Below are 20,644 nucleotides of genomic sequence, written 5' to 3'. Positions count from 1 at the left end.
ATTTATTCCTGCTGAGAAATTGGCTCATACACGGTGTCATTCGGCCCCACGAGCTCGACAACTTCAAGATCAAAGCCTGAAAGGGCCGAAAACTTCCATGGTGAGCTTAGTAGCCGCATTTTACCAACGCCTAAATGGCGCAGAATCTGCGAGCCAGTACCAATCGTTAAATAATTACCCGTGCCATCGAAGTCGCTGGTGCGCGGCTGACGCACGCGGTCCAAAAACACGTCTAACTGATCTTTTAAATCCTGATGCGGACGGCCGTCATCAATAAGCACCAGAACGCCGGCAGACGAGCCGGCGATCTCTTCAAGCGCCCGATGGGCATTCCAGCGCCCCTGCTCATCTTTGGCTAAGCCGAGCACATCACGCAGCGTATCCGCCAGGTGAACGCGAACGGTGGTTGCCTGATCCGGAGTGGGCTGCCCCTTCACGAGCGCTAAATGATGCGCCCCCTGGATGCGATCACGGAAAACATGCAGCGCCAGCTCCCCTTGAGAAGTCATGACGGTGGAGGTTTCCACATGATCAACCGTCTGCTCATGAATAATACGGTAATGAATCAGGTCGGCAATGGTACCGATTTTAATATCATGCTGCTTGGCAAACGCCTCAAGTTCAGGCCGACGCGCCATGCTGCCATCATCATTCATAATCTCGCAAATCACACCGCTTGGGTCACAACCGGCTAAAGCGGATAAATCGCAGGCCGCCTCTGTATGACCTGCGCGGCGCAATACGCCACCGGGCTCGGCCATCAGCGGAAAAATATGCCCAGGCTGCACAATATCAGTCGGTTTAGCATACGGTGCGCAAGCCGCTTGAACCGTGCGCGCGCGATCAGCGGCCGAGATACCGGTTGTGACACCTTCCGTTGCTTCGATGGAAAGCGTGAACTTGGTACCAAAGCCCGAGCCGTTATCACGCACCATCAAGGGCAAATTGAGCTGCTCGCAACGCTCTCGCGTCATCGGCATGCAGATAAGGCCACAAGCAAAGCGAGCCATAAAGTTGATATGCTCGGCCTGAACTTTCTCGGCCGCCATGATGATATCACCTTCATTTTCGCGATCCTCATCATCCATGAGGATCACCATTTTGCCCTGGCGAATATCGTCCACCAGCTCGGCGATAGAGGCTAAGCCCCCAGAGGAGGAATGCGCCATGGAAGCTCCTAAATATGAATTCGCACGGTATGCGATGTGGCGCAACGTCTTCGCTGCGCGATACTTAAAGATTATGATGCCAACGCTGGCGATACCAAACTGGCGACCTGAATTTGCGACAAGAGTACCTTGCTATCGCCACATGCGCTAGTCAGGCTGAGGCGAGGCAATAATACGCCAATCACGACCGACAGCGCGCATATCATGAATGGTTAAACGCCGTTGATCCGCCATTCGTGAAAGCCCAGGCAGCGCAAAGAGCGGCTTTGCTTCACCACCCAATAAAGTGGGAGCGACAAAAAGTTGAAGCTCATCTACTAGCTGAGCATCTAACAGCGCCCCGGCAAGCGTAGCCCCTGTTTCAACCAGTAACTCATTAACCTGCTCGTTTTCAGCCAGCCACTGAAGCAACTCCTTCAGCGGAAGGCGTCCATCACTACCTGGCTCAAACACATGCACTTCAGCACCGGCGGCGATCAACTTAGTGCGTTTTTCAGGCGAATGTGCAGGCGTTGTCATGATCAGCGTTCGGCCCGGCTCGGTTAAGCAGGCCGCGGCCAGCGGTAAGCGCAGCCGGGTATCCACAATAATGCGTAACGGCTGGCGCAAAACTACCGTATCTGCGTTTGCCAGCTGCAATTGCTCAACCCGTAAAGTCAGCCGTGAGTCGTCCATGATGATCGACTCAACACCGCTTAAAATAGCGCTGGAACGCGCCCGCAAACGCTGAACATGACTGCGCGCTTCAGGACCGGTTATCCACTGCGACTCACCTGATCCCATCGCCGTGCGGCCATCCAGACTCATGGCCATTTTCAGGCGTACAAAAGGACGTTGATGCTCCATACGGGCAATAAAGCCCGGGTTCAAGGCGCGTGCATCCTGCTCCAGCAGTCCCACGCCGACCTCGATGCCTGCCGCCCTGAGCACCTTGATTCCGTTCCCACTCACTTGTGGGTTAGGGTCCACCATGGCGACGACGACCCGCGCTATCCGGGCATTTTGGAGCGCTACCGCACAGGGCCCCGTTCTCCCAGTATGTGAGCAAGGTTCTAGGGTAACGTACGCCGTAGCGCCCCTTGCATGCTCACCGGCGGCATTTAGCGCGTTGATTTCGGCATGGGGCTCACCGGCGCGCACGTGATACCCCTCTCCCACAATCTGCCCTGGCTGGCCAGGCAACTGCTGTACGATGACACACCCCACCCGCGGATTGGGGTCGGTGGTATACAGGCCCTTTCTTGCGAGCTGGAGGGCGCGCGCCATGTAACGGTGGTCTAAATCACTAAACGGGACAGTAGCACCCATTACGTATCGTCCTTCTCATGCCCTGGGGTTATGCGGGGCGGTTCCTGAGAAAGGCGGTCAATCTCAGCACGAAACTCGTCCAGATCCTGAAACTTACGGTATACGGAGGCAAATCGAATATAGGCAACTTGATCCAGGTTCTTTAAGGCCTGCATCACGGATTCGCCGATGTCTCGCGCGTTAATTTCCCGGTCCCCCCTGGCGCGCAGCGTTTGACGAATACGTTCAACCGCCGCTTCAATAGATTCAGCACTGACCGGGCGTTTTTCTAATGCACGCACCATTCCATCGCGTAACTTTGCTTCATTAAAGCTTTCACGGGAGCCATCTGACTTTACGACCCGAGGCATCAGCAGCTCGGCCGTTTCGTAAGTAGTAAAGCGCTCATGGCAATTAGCGCACTGCCGACGCCGACGCACCTGATCGCCTTCCGCTACCAGTCGCGAATCGGTCACTCGAGTATCAGTAGCACCACAAAAAGGACAATGCATAGCGGTCAACCTGTTGTCAGTCCGTGCTGTAAGCTGCACGAGTAAGCGTGTTATAACCTAATTATCACTCACTATTTTCAAGCGCGTTTTTTATCTCTTATCGGGCGTAAACTCAAACGCCGTAAGGGGTTAAACGCGGGCCATAATGAAACGTCGGCGGCCTGTTACCCTGCATTGTAACGATTTGGCACACAAGCTGCATTTGTTCAATGCTAGTGCTTAATGAATTCAGGAGACAAATGGTTGATAAGGAGCCCCTTATGCCGACGTTTGAAAAGAAGGTTCACGGTTATCTGACGCATCTTTATGGCCCTCGCGCCGATGAAGTCCTGCGTCGTCTGGGCCAGCATCTCGATCACTTCCGTTCGTTAAGCGCGCCAGCATTAACCGATGCGCCAACGCACTGCGGCTCGGCACCAACATGGAGCGAAAAGGATCAGTGGTTGATCTGTTATGGTGATTCCATCATCGACACTGACTCCCCGCCTCTCGCCGTCCTGAACGATTTTTTACAGACGCGCCTGGGCGATCGCATCAGCGGTGTGCATGTTTTACCCTTCTTTCCCTGGAGTAGTGATGACGGTTTTTCGGTCATTCACTACCGTGAGGTCAATCCGGAACTTGGCGACTGGCAGCATATTCAGACACTGGCCCAACATTATGATGTGATGGCGGATCTGGTGCTGAACCATGTTTCCCGGGAATCGCTCTGGTTTGTCGATTACTTAAGCGGCAGCCTGCCGGGCCGCGATTACTTTATTGAAGTAGATCCTGAAACGGATATTTCCCACGTTACCCGCCCGCGTAGCAGCCCCCTACTCGTTCCGGTGGCAACACGCCGGGGCACGCGCCACCTATGGGCAACCTTTTCAGAAGACCAGCTTGATTTAAACTTTGAAAATCCTGATGTGCTTTTGGAGTTTGTGGGAATTTTGTTGTTCTACCTACAGCAAGGGACGCGGATCATTCGCCTGGATGCCGTGGCATTTTTATGGAAGCGTCTGGGTACTTCGTGTATCCATCTACCTCAAACGCACACTGTTGTACGCCTGTTACGTGCCGTCGTGGATGAAGTTGCGCCAGGCACCCTGCTAGTTACCGAAACCAACGTGCCCCACGAAGAAAATATCAGTTACTTCGGTCTGGAGCGCCTGCCCGAAGGCCCGCCTGATGAAGCACATATGGTGTATCAATTTGCGCTCCCTCCGCTGCTACTTCACACCTTAACGCGGGGCGAATCAGAAACCCTGCAAGCATGGTTATCAAGTTTACCGGTATTGCCGTACCAGTGTACGTACCTGAACTTTACCGCAAGCCACGATGGTATTGGCGTGCGCCCTTTGGAGGGATTGCTGCCTAACCATGAGCGCGACGCACTTTTAGAGCTGATGCATCGCTTCGGCGGTTTTGTCAGCATGCGCAGCAACCCCGATGGCAGCGATACACCTTACGAAATTAATATCACTTGGTTTGAAGCAATGCGTGGCACCCACCGTGGCCCAGACCCATGGCAGGTAGCACGCTTTTTGTGCAGCCAAGCTATTATGCTGAGCCTACAGGGGATTCCAGCCCTGTATATTCATACGCTGACCAGCACGCTCAATGATGTCGAAGGCGTCGAGCGCAGTGGCCGCTTACGCTCGATTAATCGGCGTCGCTGGCAGCGCAGTGAGCTTGATCTACTGCTCGATAACACCACCAATCCGACGCACTATATTTTCCAAGCACTGTGTCGCCTGCTTGAACAGCGCCAGCAGGAACCATGCTTTCATCCCAGTGCTGCACAGCGCGTACTTACTTCGCCACCGGAGCTTCTTGCCATCGAGCGCGGCCCGTTACATGACGGACGCCGGCTACTTGCTCTGTATAATGTCACCGACAAACCATTATGTTTGTCAGACATGGGAGAAGCCGTGGCACAATCGCTTGAACAGCACGATTGGCAAGCGATTGAGCCCGAAAGCGCGCATCTAGAGGACACGCTTTCGCCTTATGCGGCACGCTGGCTAATCGCTTTCGCCTAGTGCTTGGGTATTAACAGCGTTTGGGTATTACCTGACGATAGGCTCTGCTACGTTATGGCATCGACTGGGTTTGTCTTTTTGCGCAATCGCGTATACGCAAGGATGTTGTAATGTCATTTAGACACAGCTTTTTTAGCCCTTCTGCATTGAGTAGTTTTTTGTTGTTGGCAGGCGTTAGCACAAGCCAGGCGAGCGAATTGCCAGCTCCGGTGCAAGCATTAGCCAATCAGGGGTGGGAAATTCATGGCCAGTTTGATGCCCCCGGTGGCCTAACAGGCTATGGTGCAAGTACCCAGGGGCAGGAAATTGCGATCTACCTTACCCCCGACGAAGAGCATGCCATTGTCGGTACATTAACAGATAGCCAAGGTAACAACCTGACAGAAGCCCAGCTGGATGAGCATGTACGCGCGGCACTTGAGGCTGAAACATGGCAATTACTGGAAAACAGCCACTGGATACAGGATGGCAACCCCGAAGCCCCTCAGGTAATTTATACCTTTACCGATGCCAACTGCACTTATTGTCAGGCGTTTTGGGAACAAACGCGCCCCTGGGTAAATGCCGGCAAGGTGCAGCTACGCCACATTATGATAGGTATCTTAGCGCCCGATAGCCCTGGAAAAGCCGCTGTTCTACTTGGCGCTGATGACCCCAGCGCAGCACTTAAGCGTAAGAAAGAGGGCGAAGTAATTACCGCGAGTGCGCAGCCACGCGAGATCGAAGAACAGGTATACACAAACAACCAGCTGTTTGAAGCATTAGGGCTTTACGCTACTCCCACCAGCGCCTTCCAACGGGAAACGCCTAACGGTGATCTGCGTATCGACCGAATACAGGGTATGCCCGATGAAGCCCGTCTGATAGAAATGATGGGGAGCCCAGCGCCCTAAGTTTTAAACCCTAAGTCTTAAACTCTAAGTCTTAAACCCTAAGTCTTAAACAAAAGCTAATCAAATTTAAAATATCAACATAACCTATTGATATAAGCCGCCCTTTGTTGGCGGCTTTTTTATAGACGTCTTTCATACCAAAAATATATGTAAATTAGGCTAACGTCGTAGGCAATTAGGCCGATATACCAAAGTCATTCATTAATAGCTTGATTGTTATAGGACACACATGACTCGATTGACTACGAATCAACAACTTTGGAGCATTTTGGGGATCATCTGCCTGGCCATGCTGACGCTGGTTGGGTGGTTAACGTGGGAATCTCGCCAAACCATTGAGCAAGAACGTCGTACGAGTATTCAACATGTGGTTGAAAGCCTTCATTCTCAGTTGGAAACATTGCAAACCAAAGCAAGCAATGGAGAACTAACCCTGCAAGAGGCCCAGCAACGCGCCATCGATAGCTTGGCCAATGCAAGCTTCGCTGAGGGTGAATACGTCTTTGCTTTTGATGACCAGCTAAAGATCGTCTCCCACCCTAACCGCCCACGAGGCGAAGATATGAGCAGCTTTACAGATACCCAAGGTATGCACTTGTATCCTGCTTTTCTTAATGCCGCACGCTCAGGTGGAGGACATGTCGAATATTTTTCCCGCCGCCTTTCGGGTGACGAAGAATTTCCAAAAATCAGTTATTTCGCCTACATCCCCGAATGGAACTGGGCGTTTGGCGCCGGCATCTATGTCGACGACATTCAAGATGCTTTTATCAGCAATCTTATCCGTTCTCTAATAGCGCTGATGATTATTGGCATTCCCGTGACCGTGCTTATGGGCTGGGTCATCCGCGATGTAGCTCGCCGCCTAGGAGGGGACCCACGTTACGCGGCCAGTATAGTCCGCCATATTGCAGACGGTGATTTGACCCGCAACACTCAGCTTTCCAGCAATGACCACGATAGCCTACTGTTTGATATTAATCGCATGCGGGAAGCGTTAGCCGACACGATTGGCGATATTCATCATGGCGCTGATCAGGTAAATAATGGTGTTGATCAGATTGTGGGCGTGAATGAAGAGCTTTCAACACGCACCGAACAGCAGGCCGCTTCACTTGCTGAAACGGCGTCAAGCATGGAAGAGCTCACGGCAACGGTGAAGCAAAATGCCGAGCATGCGGACCACGCGCGCAAACTGGCAACCACCACCGCCGAAAAAGCACAGCGGGGCAGCGATGCGATGACGGCAGTAGTGAGCACCATGGCCAACATCAATGAAAGCTCGGCCCAAATGAGCAGCATCGTTAACACGATTGACGCTATCGCGTTCCAAACCAACATTTTGGCGCTTAATGCCTCGGTTGAAGCGGCCAGAGCCGGTGAACAAGGCCGCGGCTTTGCGGTTGTCGCGAATGAGGTACGCCAGTTGGCCAGCCGTTCGGCATCTGCTGCCCAGGAAATTAAAAAGCTGATCGAGAACTCAGGCGCCAAGGTAGCCGATGGTAGCCAGCAAGTTCGCAATACAGGTGAAATCATTAATAACGTGGTCACCGATATCCAGCAGCTCAGCACGCTAGTACAGGAGATTTCAGCAGCGACCAGCGAACAAAGTAGCGGCATTGAGCAGGTGAATCTAGCGGTCACGCAAATGGATCAAATGACCCAGCAAAACGCAAGCCTGGTACAAGAGAGCAATCACGCAACGCAAGCCCTGTCCCACCTGAGCATTCAGTTGCGCCAGCGTGTAGCTAACTTCCGTATTAACCAAACGACGGCGGCTAAACCGGCAACCGCCCTGCCTTTAGCCCCTTCAACATTGCGGTATGCGCACGATGACAGCGATTTTTAAATCGAGTTGATGGCAATGTAAAACGCCCTCTTGGCTTTAGGCCAAGGGGGCGTTTTTTTGGCCTCGCGTTGTATCGCGACCGTAAGCTAAACATCAAATAACGTTACAAAAATATAAGCCGATGAGCTAACGTCTTCAGTGATTAGGCCGATATATAGAATCGTCATTCATTCTTAACTTAACGTCTATAGGAAGAATATGAAGCATTTAACAACAACAACAAAACTTTGGGGCACGTTGGGTATTATCTGGGCCACCATGCTGCTGTTAGTTGGCTGGCTAGCCTGGGAGAACCGCCAAACAATTGAGAGCGAGCGCCGCGACAGCATTCAGCACGTGGTCGAAAGTGTGCATAGTCAAATTGAAGCCCTACAGGCACGCGTAGCCGCTGGCGAGCTAAGCCTTGAAGAAGCGCAACAGCGCGCTATCGACAATATGGCCAGCGCTAGCTTCGGGGCTGGCGAGTATATTTTCGCTTTCAACGACGACCTGTTGGTTATTTCTCACCCTACCCGTACGCCTGGCACTGATATGACTAGCTATCTGGACGCCAGCGGTATGGCGCTATACCCCGAGTTGCTGCGTGTTTCCCAGGCAGGCGGAGGCCACGTTAACTACTACTCTACCCGCGCTGGCGGTGATGAACAGTTGCCGAAAACCAGTTATGTAGCGCACCTTCCCGCATGGCAGTGGTCGTTGGCAACGGGCGTTTATGTGGATGATATCAATGCAGCATTTATTGCTGGGTTGCTTCGCTCGGCGGGGATACTGTTAATCATTGGTTTGCCAGTAACCGTGTTAATGGGCTGGGTTATTCGTGATGTAGCGCGTCGTTTAGGTGGCGACCCCCGCTACGCGGCCAGCGTTGTACGTAATATCGCCAATGGTGACCTGACCCAGGTAACCCAGCTTTCATCAAAGGATCAGCAAAGCCTGCTGTTTGATATTAACCGTATGCGTGAAATGCTAGCTGAAACAATTGGCGATATTCATCATGGCGCCAGCCAAGTGAATAGTGGTGTCGAACAAATAGTAGGCGTGAATGAAGAGCTTTCAACGCGCACCGAACAGCAGGCCGCTTCGCTTGCTGAAACGGCGTCGAGCATGGAAGAGCTCACGGCAACGGTGAAACAGAATGCCGAGCACGCGGACCATGCCCGCAAACTGGCAACCACCACCGCCGAGAAAGCACAAAAAGGCAGTGATGCGATGACCGCCATGGTAAGCACCATGGCCACCATCAATGAAAGCTCGACCCAAATGAGCAGCATCGTTAACACGATTGACGCTATCGCGTTTCAGACCAATATTTTGGCCCTGAATGCCTCGGTCGAAGCGGCAAGAGCGGGTGAACAGGGACGCGGCTTTGCGGTTGTCGCCAGTGAAGTACGCCAACTGGCTAGCCGTTCGGCAGCGGCTGCCCAGGAAATTAAAAAGCTGATCGAGAACTCAGGCGCCAAGGTAGCCGATGGCAGCCAGCAAGTGCGTAGTACCGGCGAGATCATTAATAACGTGGTGACCGATATCCAGCAGCTCAGCACGCTAGTACAGGAAATTTCGGCAGCGACCAGCGAACAAAGTAGCGGCATTGAGCAGGTAAATATGGCAGTTACGCAAATGGATCAAATGACCCAGCAAAACGCCAGCCTAGTACAAGAGAGCAATCATGCAACACAAGCTCTGTCCCATCTGAGTGTTCAATTGCGCCAGCGTGTGGCTAACTTCCGCATTCATCAAACCGAAGAAGATAGCGTTCGCTCCCTTCCCGAATACAGCTAGGAAGTGGTTGCACCAGGCCTTGTCGCGGGCTAAAGCCTGCTCCCACAATGCTTATCAGGCCTTTTGGACTGGACAAATATTAAGAAACCCAATGCATTAAGGCTCGGGGCTGGGTAAACATTGTGGGAGCCCAGTTCCACTGGGCGAAGGAGGCCGAAGGCCTCCCGGGGTTAAACCCACCCCATTCGCTGGCTGAAGCCTACTCCCACAATGCTTATCAGGCCTTTTGGACTGGACAAATATTAAGAAACCCAATTCATTAAGGCTCGGGGTTGGGTAAACATTGTGGGAGCCCAGTTCCACTGGCCGAAGGCCTCCTGAGGTTAAACCCACCCCATTCGCTGGCTGAAGCCTGCTCCCACAATGCTTATCAGGCCTTTTGGACTGGACAAATATTAAGAAACCCAATTCATTAAGGCTCGGGGTTGGGTAAACATTGTGGGAGCCCAGTTCCACTGGCCGAAGGCCTCCCGGGGTTAAACCCACCCCATTCGCTGGCTGAAGCCTGCTCCCACAATGCTTATCAGGCCTTCTTGGGTTGCCCCTCATTCACTGGCTGAAGCCTGCTCTTACCATGTTCTTCGAATAAACCTACACCTTGCCCTGGTTATCCAACGCTACGGCTTCATGCATGCGGCTTAATACATCCGGTACGGCCGCCTGCACGCGGTTCCAGCTGGGAATAAACGGCCGCTCGCGCGGGTTATCCAGAAACAGGTTGCCGGCTTCTAGCAAGTTACTCGCAAACAGCTCTACCGCCTGCTCTTCACAATGGCGGTCCAAGCTCAAGCCATTCATGGTAGCGTCATGGTCATAGGCTTCTATCAGGTCCAGCGCCAGCCGGTAATAAGTGGCTTTTAGCGTCCGGAAATCTTCGCTGCTAAAACTCACGCCTTGAGTGGCCAATTTACGATAGAGCGCTTTGGAAATATCCAGGCTCATTCGGTTTAGACCACTATTGGGGTCCTCTTCACTGATAGGCTGATGTTTGTGATCATAGGCATCAGCGATATCTACCTGACAGAGCTGACGATGGGAGTAGTTACGCTGCAGCTCAGACAGCACACCAATTTCAAGCCCCCAGTCTGCAGGAATACGAATCCCTTCCAATACCTCGCTGCGCATAGCAAACTCACCAGACAGCGGGTAACGAAAACTATCCAGGTACTCCAGGTAAGGCATAGGCCCACACACGGTTTTCAGCGCACGGAGTAAAGGGGTTACCAATAAGCGTGACACACGGCCATTAAGCTTTCCTTCAGCAATGCGCGGGTAGTAACCCTTACAGAAACTATAGTTAAAGCGCGGGTGCGCAACCGGGTACATTAAGCGCGCTAAAAGCCCTCGATCATAGGTAAGAATATCGCAATCATGTAGCCCAACGACAACTGAGCGATGGGAAGCCAAAACATACCCGGCGCAATACCAAACGTTACGCCCTTTACCTGGCTCCAATGCTCCTAGACCATGGCTTTCAAGCTCTGCATCCAACTCACGTAGGCGTGGACCATCGTTCCATAAAATGCGGGTATGCTGCGGCAGACGTGAAAAGAATTCTCGGGCGTATAAAAACTGGTCGCGATCCGCACGATCCAGCCCAATCACAATTTCCTGCAAATAAGGTACTTGCGCCAATTCATCAATTATTCGGGATAGCGCAGGCCCTTCCAACTCTGAAAACAATGACGGCAAGATCAAGCCCATAGGGCGGCGTTTAGCAAACTGGATAAGCTCCTGCTCCAGCGCCTCAACAGGGCGACGGGTGAGATTATGAAAATCGGTTATCACCCCGTTTTGATGAAAATCACTCATGGGCATCCCTCCTTGGCGTTATTGAGTCAGCGCAACGGTTTTCGTTGCCAGATTTAACTGGCGGCTATCCTGCTCCCACCAGTACGCGACTCCTTCTGCCCATCCAGCTGGCCCAGCTTTGCTTGTGCGATATAACGCCGTGGTCTGCGGTGTAACAGGTGCTTTATGACAACCTCGAATAACCACTGCTTGATCGACCGCCTCCAACATCGTTAGATCATTAGGCCCGTCGCCCAGCCCTAACGAGAGTGGCGTGCACCCTCTTAATTTGGCAAAACGCTTGATTAGCCATGTGACAGCGCAGCCTTTATCGGCGCCACGACCCATAACGTGCCAAAAGCGTCCGCCTTGAGTAAGCTCAAGGCCGTCGCCGCTTAGCGCTAACCGGAAGTTTTCGAGCGAAACGGCATCATCTTGCCAAATTAGCGGCTCGCTGCCTTCGCGCTTGCAGGCATCCTGTGCGCGCGTTTTATCTAACCCCGTCAGTTTGACGACGTCCTGGACACTCAGCTCGCCCATACTGGTAAAACGTACATCTAACCGTTGGCGCCATACCCTTAAACGTGCTCGGATAAATCCGATATCAACGCCGGCGTGTTTTGTAACGATGCCATCACGCCCACTGCCCGGACGGTCAAGACGTGCATGACACCAACTGGGCGGCAAGCCAATAATGGCGCCATTTTCAGCTACAAAAGGTGTTCCCGTAAGTCCAAGCAATTCACGCAGCGGCAATAATTCAGCACGCGTCTTACTGGTCACGGGGATTACCGGCACGCCTAATTGCTTTAGGCGCGACAAGCTGGGTGCCGCAGGTGAGAAATCATAGCTATGGTGATCGAGTAGCGAACCATCTAAGTCGGTGAGCACCAAACGTGACCGATGCTCCGCATCAGGCAACTCGGGTAATAATGCGGTACAGGCATGTTCAGACATAGCATTACCTCTTTTGGCTTAAAAAAGCCGCCAAGCTTTGTCGTTAATGACCACCTTAAATGTGCATTTAATATGCCAATATATAAAAAACATTGTTTATTAAAACCTTAATGAACAACACTGCATGCCTTACATAAGGCAATAATTTAATACGCCCGCCCCAAGCATCATTATTGTGCAGCTAAAACGGCTCTTATTAGTAAAATCTCTATCTTTTAAGCTATCGCACTGCTTCGCCCGCTGAAGCGATCTCCCACAGGGGTAAGGTGCTTTGAGCCGGGTAAGCACCTTTCATCAGATGTATTAATGCCACCAACGGTGAGGTGGGAGCTGAATTTATTCGGCGATGGCGGCGCCAGCCGCCCTTAACCCCGCCGCGCTGCGCACTGCTTCGCCCGCTGAAGCGATCTCCCACAGGGGTAAGGTGCTTTAAGCCGGGTAAGCACCTTTCATCAGATGTATTAATGCCACCAACGGTGAGGTGGGAGCTGAATTTATTCGGCGATGGCGGCGCCAGCCGCCCTTAACCCCGGCTGCACAGCTTCGCCCGCTGAAGCGATCTCCCACAGGGGTAAGGTGCTTTAAGCCGGGTAAGCACCTTTCATCAGATGTATTAATGCCACCAACGGTGAGGTGGGAGCTGAATTTATTCGGCGATGGCGACGCCAGCCGCCCTTAACCCCGGCAGCGCTGCGCACTGCTTCGCCCGCTGAAGCGATCTCCCACAGGGGTAAGGTGCTTTAAGCCGGGTAAGCACCTTTCATCAGATGTATTAATGTCACCAACGGTGAGGTGGGAGCTGAATTTATTCGGCGATGGCGGCGCCAGCCGCCCTTAACCCCCGCCGAGGTGTCGGACCATCGCTAAAGTGATCTCCTACTCAACATGAATAACCACTTCTACCCGCCGGTTGCGCGCTCGCCCCTCTGGGGTTTCATTATTGTCAAGCGGCTGAGTCGCTGCCAAGCCAACGGCTCGCAAGCGCTCAGGCGCAACTCCTTCGGCCTCCAGTGCTTCCACAATGGCTATCGCTCGGGCGCTTGAAAGTGCCCAGTTAGAAGAGAACTCATCGGTGCTGATGGTTTGGCTGTCAGAATGGCCTTCGACCCATACTTCACCGTCGTAGCGCTGTATGGTTTCTAACAGGCTACCTACCAATGAGGAGCCTCCACTGGTTAGCTCTGCAGCCGCTGAAGGAAACAGCAATTGATCCTGTACCCGCAAACTAATCCCTTCCGCGACACGAGATACCTCAACACCTTCCAGGTTTGGCAAGTAGGGAGACGTTTCGACCCGCTCGGCTAACGCGACCTGGACGGCCTGGGCGCTATTGATGGCGTCTACCGATATTTCTTGTACCTTTATTTCTTGCACATTGACCGGCGGACGATCGGTTAGCAATACCATGTAGTTTGCCAGCGGAGCCGCCGGAACATCATCACCGGCGGGCACTAACGCGGTAGGTAATACCACCGGCGGAAGCCAGGCTAATGGCTCATCAAGCTCTACAGGCGGCAGAGGATCAAAGTCTGCAAGCGCTAGCAAAGGTGGCGGCGAATCAGGCGCAGGTCTTGGCTTAGGTAAACCCGCCACCCCTAACGCGGCACTTATCGCGAAAGGATCTAGCCCGTGTCGCCACTCTTCTATAACGCGGTGCTGCAGCACGTTTTCCATGGCATCAGGAAGCGGCACTTCAAGCACAGGGGGAGGCGCTTGAGCGACATCTTCTGGCGATGTTTGAAAAATATCAGGTGCCGTTTTGCCCGCCGCTGCCACAATAATGACGAATAGCGCTACCAGCAGTGTCATGATATCGATATAGCTAATCATCCACCCGCTACTACTTTCATCGGTTGGGTACGCTGACATTAGCGAATCATGGCGCGGACCGCTGCGATGATCTTCAAGCATTCGTGTTATCGCTCATTCAAGTTTTCAACCTCGTGGCCGATTATTACTAGGCATGATAAAACTCATCTAGTCTAACAAAGACCCCATGAAGCGATAAGGAACCTCTGGTGCATAGCAGCTTAAGTCGTCTTTTTACTACTCAATTATTTCGCCTTGCCAGTGTAGGGATTACTGGTTTGATGCTGAGCGGCTGTTTCTATGCCAACACCTCGCAGGCCCCTATAGCCACCACCTATCCCTATACAGAGCAACAACGCATGCAGGCTGCCCATCACTGGGAAGTCCTGGCTCGCCATGAAGCCAGCAATATTTTACAGCGTGAGCGGGTTCGCTTCCGTGATTTACATATTACCGAACCTGATCATCCAGGTCTGAACGTCTATAGCGGCGGCGAGTTTGATCGTGGTTTTCGTACGCTGCTCACCAGCGAATTGGTCTCACGAGGTGCCAACTTAACCACCGTACCGACCCCCAATGCCGCCAATATACATATTGATGTAGAAGTCGTTGAGCATCGTGACCGCGGTTTTATTCGTCCGCCAATTGGAGCATTTACGGCGTTAACGGCAGGCGTCGCGGTGGCTACCATCCCGATCAACCACTGGGCAGAGCCTGCGCTTGGATTAATTCCTGCGGCGATGATAGCTGATACCGTCAGCGGTAGCTGGACTACTACCGGCAATGAAGAAGTGATTATCACCACACAGATTATTGATGGTGAGCGTATTCTTTACTCTTCATCAAATATTTATTACATCAACGCAGGCGACCGCCGCCAATACGCGCCTCACCGTGTCCCTAGAGCACCGGCGACACCCACCGTTTCCATCACCAATACCTGGTAACGTCATGCCTTTTAATTTTTTTGCTACGCCATCATTGCGTCAACGTTTATCCACCAGCCACCTATTGCTGATGGGCGTTTTATTGCTATCCATGGTGGGCTGCAGCACGATGGGCAATTCAAATAATAAACCACCAGAACCCGCACCAGACCTTTCTGAGTTGGCTCATAAAGCAGCGCAACAGATGGTTGCAAGCAATCCAGACCTTACGCGCTACAGCCCTATGATTGCCGCCACCTTTGTGAGTATTGATAACCTAAGCCAGTCCTCCACGTTTGGGCGTATTAGCTCAGAAATAATGGCTTCCGCTCTTGCCCAGCAAGGCATGCAGGTCCGCGAAGTAAAAATGCGCGACAGCATGTTTATTGAGGAAAGCGTAGGCGAGTTAATTCTTTCCCGCCAAGTGCAGCGCTTAAGCTCCCAACACAACGCCCGCTCTATATTGATGGGCACTTATGCTCAAGGGCAGGACTATTTATATGTCAGCGCCAGGGTGGTGCGTTCAGGCGATGCCATGGTGCTGGGCAGTGCAGACTTTCGCATAAAACTGGACAATAATATGCGCAGCCTATTGGAAGGCCAGGGAGGCTGGTAGACTATCGGTTTTTGCCGCTAACCAAGCGGCAATGATTGCCAGCCAGGAACATTTTCATGTCCGCATCATCTGCCTTTAAAAATGCGATTATTGTAGGAACGAGCCGCCTCATTAAGCTCTTGGCCAACGTTACCAAGCTTCTAAGCTATGTTTTCCATGCTGTTTTCCCCAGCAAGCGCTTCACTTTACCCGAACACGCGGCACCACTGCTCTCCCCTAAAGGAGAGCCTTTCATACCACGCATTATTTGGCAGACCAACTTTACAAACAGGGTCACGCTACCCGTCTACCTCAACTATCTCTTTAACCGACTGATGGCTCCCCGGTTCGAATATCGGTTTATGGTGACTGATGCCAGACACCAATTTATCGCCGAAAATTTTAATCAAGAAATACTTGCCAACTATGAACGATTGCAAATTGGAGCAGCGCAAGCGGATCTATGGCGCTTATTAGTTCTTCAAAAACATGGTGGGGTTTATCTTGATATAGATGCTCACGCTATCTGGCCGCTAGCCCGCGTGGTGCCTGAAAATATTAACGAACTGTATGTCATTACCCGGCAAGGCCATTTCAGCAACTACTTTATTGCCAGCCAACCCGCCAACCCCAATTTAGCCAAGCTGATTGATAGAGCATGCGCGAATATTGAGACTAACGAATCTAAAAACGTGTTTGATATTACCGGCCCTGGCGTTTTTAATCAGGAGCTTGATCAAACAAACGTGCCGACTGTCTCCTATCGACATGCTTGCAACCAGGGCAGTTTTACCAACGAGTACTTTCAATATATTGATAAACCAGCAGGCAAGTGGACAAAAGAGCAGAAAAAGGTGGAAGTGGTTGCCCCCAAAACATCGCCACGCAAACCTTAACCTCACCACCGCCCTTATTTCCCTATTGATATTGAGTAATGCGTGATGCTGTGACGCTTACTCGATTATTTCTTTGCACTATACGTGCCCCATAGCACAGCCAGCCAGAACGCGTAAAACATGGCACCACTATTATGCGCAAAAAAAGTTTGCGAAAGGCCAAAATCAATATAAGCCACAGACAATAACGTGCCTGCTACGGCTAACGCTCTAGTTTCATGATTGGAATGCCGTAAACCTGAAGCAAACATCCGCATGGGCACTAGGTACAACAATAGCAATACTACCACCCCCAAGATCCCGCGCTTTGCAAATGCATCGATGATGTCATTGTGCGCATGGCCAAACCCAGAAGCAGCGACTGAAATATCGCCTTTCTCGCCTAACTCGTGCATGGCTGACTGATAGCCAGCCTCCCCCCAGCCTAATAAGGGGCGGTCTGCAATCAACTGCGTTGCTCCTTGCCACATTTCAAACCGAAGCCCAAGTGAGGTGTCTCTTTCTGCTCCTGTTACGTAGCTGCTGATATCGCTGGCTGCTTCTTTTACCCGCTGCTGAAGGCCGGTTTGGGGCAATAGATAAAGCGTTGCAATAAGCAACGCTACAAAACCCACAATACTGAATTTAACCCGCGCAGAGAAGCAGTGACCATAGCTGCGATAAAGCACCATGCCTATAATGGGCAAACCAATCCAGCCTCCTCGGCTACCCGAAAATAACGATCCCAGCATGCCGCACAGCGCACCTATTAATAAGAGCGCCACCCATTTATATCGGGAGCCTTGCACGGCAGCCCAGCCCAAGCCTGCTAAACACAACACCCCCATTAGCATACTTAAATTGCCAAACTGTATGGGATGCAGAAACCCACCGGCACGCCATACTTCTTCACCGAATTTTTGCCAGGCAGCCAGCGTCCCTGCACCGATTGCGCCTACCGCAATACCCGACCACAGCCAAGATAGCCGCGGAGGAACACGCAGAATCAACAGTAACACGGGTATCGCCAATAAAAACCGCACAGGGCGGTCAAGCTCGCGCGCACTAAGCTCAAGCAAAGAAAGCGCACCAACCACAACGCCATAAATACCCAACGCGGCGATAATCCATAGGTCTTGCGGCTTGAGCTTACAGGGCAGACGTTTAACTAAAAGCAGCCCACTGGCCAATAGCAGCATCACAGGACCGATTGAATAGCCCGATGGCACGACCAGCGCTAAGGCGCTCATCAAAAACACCATGCCACTTGTCATTTGATATAAAGGCTTTGTAACGACCATTTAGCGCTTCCAGCAGAAAACGAAGGCCGGTGATAGTAGCACATCTCCCCAAGGGGGCTAGTAGGCGCAAATATGCTTAGCAGGCTTATACGCTATCTATACTAATACCTTAGAAATCACGTCAGCCAAAAAAAATGCCCTCACTATTAGCATGAGGGCATATCGAACAGATAGGAGTCACCGGGTCTTTTTATGCGGCTAAAAATTCCGATGATGAGGGCTCAGCTACACCCGCCAACGTCACAGGAGTAAGTTCTTCCCCATCATAAAGAGACTCGATGCTAGGGGTTGCCGCGATATCCATTCCCCAATCAACCTCTTCCGCATAAATTTCATCGAAGGGGGTGCGCTCTCCTCGCTCCGGGATCAAGATGGCTAATTCCGGATCAATGGTATCAAAGCCATCGTTACCCAGCGCCTGCATAACGCCAATCATGCTGAGAACCCCTTCAAGAGTTAGCGCGCTTGCGACTGCATCAAAATCAAGCTCTAGCCCCTCCAGCGCTTTTAACTCAAATTCTTCAAGCCCACGCTGTTCTATTAAAAGTGCCGGTGTACCATCTATCGCTATCCCATTACGGCCGATATCCGCCGCATCGCCGCCAGGGAATAAAGATAGATACCCATAATCAAATAGCTCAACCCCTTGGGCAAGTGCTACAGCAGCCTGCTGAGCGGTAGCCGTTATAGACGGCTCGACACTGTCATTGGTTGGCCACAGAATCGACATTGTCTCCAGCTCGCCCATCTCATTGAGATAGTTATTCTGATTATGATAATCGAGAATCAAATCCGGCTGAAACGCTTCCAATATTTGACGTACAGCTAAGGTTTCAGGAATCAGCGCCGGATCAATCGTTTCGCTGGCATCCCATGTGCGGTTGAGATCTATATCTGCTGAGTTACGACGTGGGTCTAATGTAGTTTCAGGATCGCTATTACCTGAAACCAGCTGTTCCCAGCGCTCAAAACCATCTGGATTAACTCTGGGCATCACGGTCAATGTGACCTGCTCACGCAACGATTGAGCTGCCTCACTATCGCCACTCAACCACTCTAGCAGGTGCATCGCGGATTCGGTGCCCACGGGTTCATCACCATGCTGTTGGGTCACGATCATTAATTTACGTGGCCCTTCCCCAACGGTGGCGCTATACAGCGGACGGCCCTCAATGGACTCTCCTGCCTGAACCAAGCTTAAAGTATCATAAGTAGCATCTAACTCTGCCAAGTCCTGATAAAGCTGGTCGTTTGACCTGAAACCGTCTTGTACTAATGCCTTTTCGGAATCGTAATCTGCACTTAAAACGTTTGTGGAATAAAAGCCTGCAATTGATGCGTATGCGTTTAATGCCTCTGCATCCGTACCCTTTGCAAAATCAATCATATCTAGCAAAATATCTTGAGCAGAACGTCCATTTTGAGCCTGTTCAGACCAATAGGCAATTCCTTCTGCTTCTGCCTCGCGTGCGAACAAACGCTGATATACCTCGTTGACCCAACCGTTGCTATCAAGTTGAATAAGCTCTTCACGCTGGGAAGCAAACTCATTGGATAACAACATTTGCTCGGCGACGCCTTCAAGCGTTAATGCGCCTGTATTGAGCTTATTCAACCAATAATTAAACCCTTCAGGATCTGCGGCCCGGCCAAACATTGCCAAATAGTACGACTGCAACTGCTGTGATGGAGTTAGCATTTTTGTCTCCCGACATCATCAATTACGTTCCCTGTCGCCTGTTAGTCGTAACGCTTAAAAGAGCAGTATCTTCGTACTGTTTTAAATCTACGTCATACTTGAGCACTCGCCCTTAACCAACAGCTGATTCAGCTATAGCGTAGTTCTTATGTAAGTGTCAACGAATTACAAAGTAGGGTTACTTTTTCACGCCTAATTTTGATGAGAGATACAAGGATATTTGCTGACGCCGAACCGCAAAAAAAGTATTACTAACCCACTGTTTATACATTCATAAAAAAGCACGGCTATAAAGCCGCGCTCAATTTGATATTACTTCTTTACAAACATACTTTTACGTTAGTGCGTTTTTTGCTCAGGCAGCTCTGCTTTCAGCGCATTTGCGTATGCAGTGCGTGCAGTTTGAGCAATCGCTAATTGCTGGTTTAAACGCTGAACCTCCTGATCCGTTACACGTAAATTAACCATTTGATTACGTGCATTTTCAGATAAATCCGCAACGTTATATTCGTTGCCATCAATTGTAACCGTTTGTACTTTATCCTGCGCCATGTAAGGCTCCTTAAAAATCATCAAAAAAAGAAGAGAGAATTATTACAGCTGCCGAATCAAATGTCGAAAACACTAATTCATTCAGCAACATTCCGTGCGGCTGGCTTTGACTCTAGCGCTTTCAATAAACGCGCTACATCCGCTGAGGCCGGTAGCATTTGAGATGCACGATTAGGGTAACGCACAGAAAAATCTTTCAGCTCCTTGGCAGATAGGGCATCTTTCAATTCCTCAACCATAAAGCGCCAGATGATATGGCACTGCGCATCGTGGTTATCCACCTGCACATCCCCCCAACCAACCACACCATAGCCTTTTACATACACCAATATGCGGTCATCCTCACGGTAATGGGTCGCTCCCCCTAGACAGTGCAGATTAAGTGTTGGCGCCTTAACAGGCCAATTGGCCCGCGCCCACTCCAACGATACAATTTGCCAATAATAACGTGGCTCTAGCAATACCTGACGCTTACTGGGTAATGCTTCGCGTAAACTTCGCTGACATATATCGCGCGCAGAGCTATAAAGCGCCAACCGACGGCGTAATTCAGCAATGTGCTTATCGACATGTTCAAGGTTGGTTAGCTGTTCGCGTGCTCGCAAGCTTAATGCCCACGTAGGGTA

Annotated in this window: 17 protein-coding genes; 7 read left to right on the top strand and 10 right to left on the bottom strand. The window is 51.4% G+C overall.

The window, feature by feature from the left end; genetic code table 11:
* Nucleotides 1-2: 2 nt before the first annotated feature.
* The 3 genes from ribBA to nrdR all read right to left on the bottom strand — a co-directional run bounded on the left by ribBA (nucleotide 3) and on the right by nrdR (nucleotide 2,968).
* Entirely contained in the window at nucleotides 3-1,169 is a 1,167-nt protein-coding gene (gene ribBA / locus ACT3R7_RS14280; protein ID WP_193091881.1) for a bifunctional 3,4-dihydroxy-2-butanone-4-phosphate synthase/GTP cyclohydrolase II, read from the bottom strand.
* Nucleotides 1,170-1,316: 147 nt separating this feature from the next.
* Nucleotides 1,317-2,477, bottom strand: a complete 1,161-nt coding sequence (ribD, locus tag ACT3R7_RS14275; RefSeq protein WP_496199259.1) for a bifunctional diaminohydroxyphosphoribosylaminopyrimidine deaminase/5-amino-6-(5-phosphoribosylamino)uracil reductase RibD — start codon at nucleotides 2,475-2,477, stop codon at nucleotides 1,317-1,319.
* Nucleotides 2,477-2,968, bottom strand: a complete 492-nt coding sequence (nrdR, locus tag ACT3R7_RS14270; RefSeq protein WP_192539655.1) for a transcriptional regulator NrdR — start codon at nucleotides 2,966-2,968, stop codon at nucleotides 2,477-2,479. The genes ribD and nrdR overlap by 1 nt, the downstream gene beginning before the upstream one ends.
* Before the next feature lie 260 nt (nucleotides 2,969-3,228).
* Here nrdR and ACT3R7_RS14265 point away from each other — a divergent pair, with 260 nt between their 5' ends.
* The 4 genes from ACT3R7_RS14265 to ACT3R7_RS14250 all read left to right on the top strand — a co-directional run bounded on the left by ACT3R7_RS14265 (nucleotide 3,229) and on the right by ACT3R7_RS14250 (nucleotide 9,513).
* Nucleotides 3,229-4,992, top strand: a complete 1,764-nt coding sequence (locus ACT3R7_RS14265) for a sugar phosphorylase (protein WP_496199258.1) — start codon at nucleotides 3,229-3,231, stop codon at nucleotides 4,990-4,992.
* Between the two features lie 110 nt (nucleotides 4,993-5,102).
* Nucleotides 5,103-5,885, top strand: coding sequence for a thiol:disulfide interchange protein DsbG (gene dsbG, locus ACT3R7_RS14260; RefSeq protein WP_192539657.1), 783 nt, complete (start codon nucleotides 5,103-5,105; stop codon nucleotides 5,883-5,885).
* Nucleotides 5,886-6,114: 229 nt separating this feature from the next.
* Nucleotides 6,115-7,734 (top strand): methyl-accepting chemotaxis protein, encoded by a 1,620-nt coding sequence (locus ACT3R7_RS14255; RefSeq protein ID WP_192539658.1) that lies wholly within the window; start codon nucleotides 6,115-6,117, stop codon nucleotides 7,732-7,734.
* Nucleotides 7,735-7,932: 198 nt separating this feature from the next.
* Nucleotides 7,933-9,513: a methyl-accepting chemotaxis protein gene (locus ACT3R7_RS14250; protein ID WP_192539659.1), complete on the top strand. Its 1,581-nt coding sequence runs from the start codon at nucleotides 7,933-7,935 to the stop codon at nucleotides 9,511-9,513.
* 591 nt (nucleotides 9,514-10,104) lie between these two features.
* On the opposite strand, the gene ACT3R7_RS14245 is transcribed toward ACT3R7_RS14250, so the two are convergent.
* From ACT3R7_RS14245 to ACT3R7_RS14235, 3 genes are all read right to left on the bottom strand, one after another.
* Nucleotides 10,105-11,325 carry a glycosyltransferase family protein gene (locus tag ACT3R7_RS14245; RefSeq protein WP_192539905.1) on the bottom strand — a complete coding sequence of 407 codons (1,221 nt, stop codon included), beginning with the start codon at nucleotides 11,323-11,325 and terminating at the stop codon, nucleotides 10,105-10,107.
* Between the two features lie 18 nt (nucleotides 11,326-11,343).
* Nucleotides 11,344-12,261 carry an HAD-IIB family hydrolase gene (locus ACT3R7_RS14240; RefSeq protein WP_441676222.1) on the bottom strand — a complete coding sequence of 306 codons (918 nt, stop codon included), beginning with the start codon at nucleotides 12,259-12,261 and terminating at the stop codon, nucleotides 11,344-11,346.
* An 876-nt stretch (nucleotides 12,262-13,137) separates the two neighbouring features.
* Entirely contained in the window at nucleotides 13,138-14,172 is a 1,035-nt protein-coding gene (locus tag ACT3R7_RS14235; RefSeq protein WP_496199257.1) for an OmpA family protein, read from the bottom strand.
* A gap of 107 nt (nucleotides 14,173-14,279) precedes the next feature.
* Here ACT3R7_RS14235 and ACT3R7_RS14230 point away from each other — a divergent pair, with 107 nt between their 5' ends.
* Genes ACT3R7_RS14230 through ACT3R7_RS14220 form a run of 3 tightly spaced genes read left to right on the top strand, consistent with a single transcriptional unit; the run spans nucleotide 14,280 to nucleotide 16,487 of the window.
* Nucleotides 14,280-15,017 carry a hypothetical protein gene (locus ACT3R7_RS14230; protein ID WP_193091872.1) on the top strand — a complete coding sequence of 246 codons (738 nt, stop codon included), beginning with the start codon at nucleotides 14,280-14,282 and terminating at the stop codon, nucleotides 15,015-15,017.
* A gap of 4 nt (nucleotides 15,018-15,021) precedes the next feature.
* A complete protein-coding gene (locus ACT3R7_RS14225; protein ID WP_496199256.1) occupies nucleotides 15,022-15,612 on the top strand; it encodes a FlgO family outer membrane protein in 591 nt (196 codons plus the stop codon).
* A gap of 56 nt (nucleotides 15,613-15,668) precedes the next feature.
* Nucleotides 15,669-16,487 (top strand): glycosyltransferase family 32 protein, encoded by an 819-nt coding sequence (locus ACT3R7_RS14220; RefSeq protein WP_496199255.1) that lies wholly within the window; start codon nucleotides 15,669-15,671, stop codon nucleotides 16,485-16,487.
* Between the two features lie 65 nt (nucleotides 16,488-16,552).
* Here the strand turns inward: ACT3R7_RS14220 and ACT3R7_RS14215 are convergent, their stop codons facing one another.
* The 4 genes from ACT3R7_RS14215 to ACT3R7_RS14200 form a co-directional block, all read right to left on the bottom strand.
* Entirely contained in the window at nucleotides 16,553-17,716 is a 1,164-nt protein-coding gene (locus ACT3R7_RS14215) for an O-antigen ligase family protein (RefSeq protein ID WP_441676226.1), read from the bottom strand.
* A gap of 241 nt (nucleotides 17,717-17,957) precedes the next feature.
* Nucleotides 17,958-19,466, bottom strand: coding sequence for a M14 family zinc carboxypeptidase (locus ACT3R7_RS14210; RefSeq protein WP_496199254.1), 1,509 nt, complete (start codon nucleotides 19,464-19,466; stop codon nucleotides 17,958-17,960).
* Nucleotides 19,467-19,805: 339 nt separating this feature from the next.
* On the bottom strand, nucleotides 19,806-20,018 hold the full coding sequence (locus ACT3R7_RS14205; RefSeq protein ID WP_496199253.1) for a DUF6447 family protein: 213 nt from the start codon (nucleotides 20,016-20,018) through the stop codon (nucleotides 19,806-19,808).
* A 77-nt stretch (nucleotides 20,019-20,095) separates the two neighbouring features.
* On the bottom strand, nucleotides 20,096-20,623 hold the full coding sequence (locus ACT3R7_RS14200; protein WP_496199252.1) for a hypothetical protein: 528 nt from the start codon (nucleotides 20,621-20,623) through the stop codon (nucleotides 20,096-20,098).
* Nucleotides 20,624-20,644 lie beyond the last annotated feature (21 nt).

Origin of the sequence: Halomonas sp. AOP43-A1-21 (genome assembly GCF_052376775.1) — a bacterium.
Lineage (GTDB): Bacteria > Pseudomonadota > Gammaproteobacteria > Pseudomonadales > Halomonadaceae > Vreelandella > Vreelandella colorata.
This window is presented reverse-complemented; position numbering and strand designations above follow the sequence as displayed.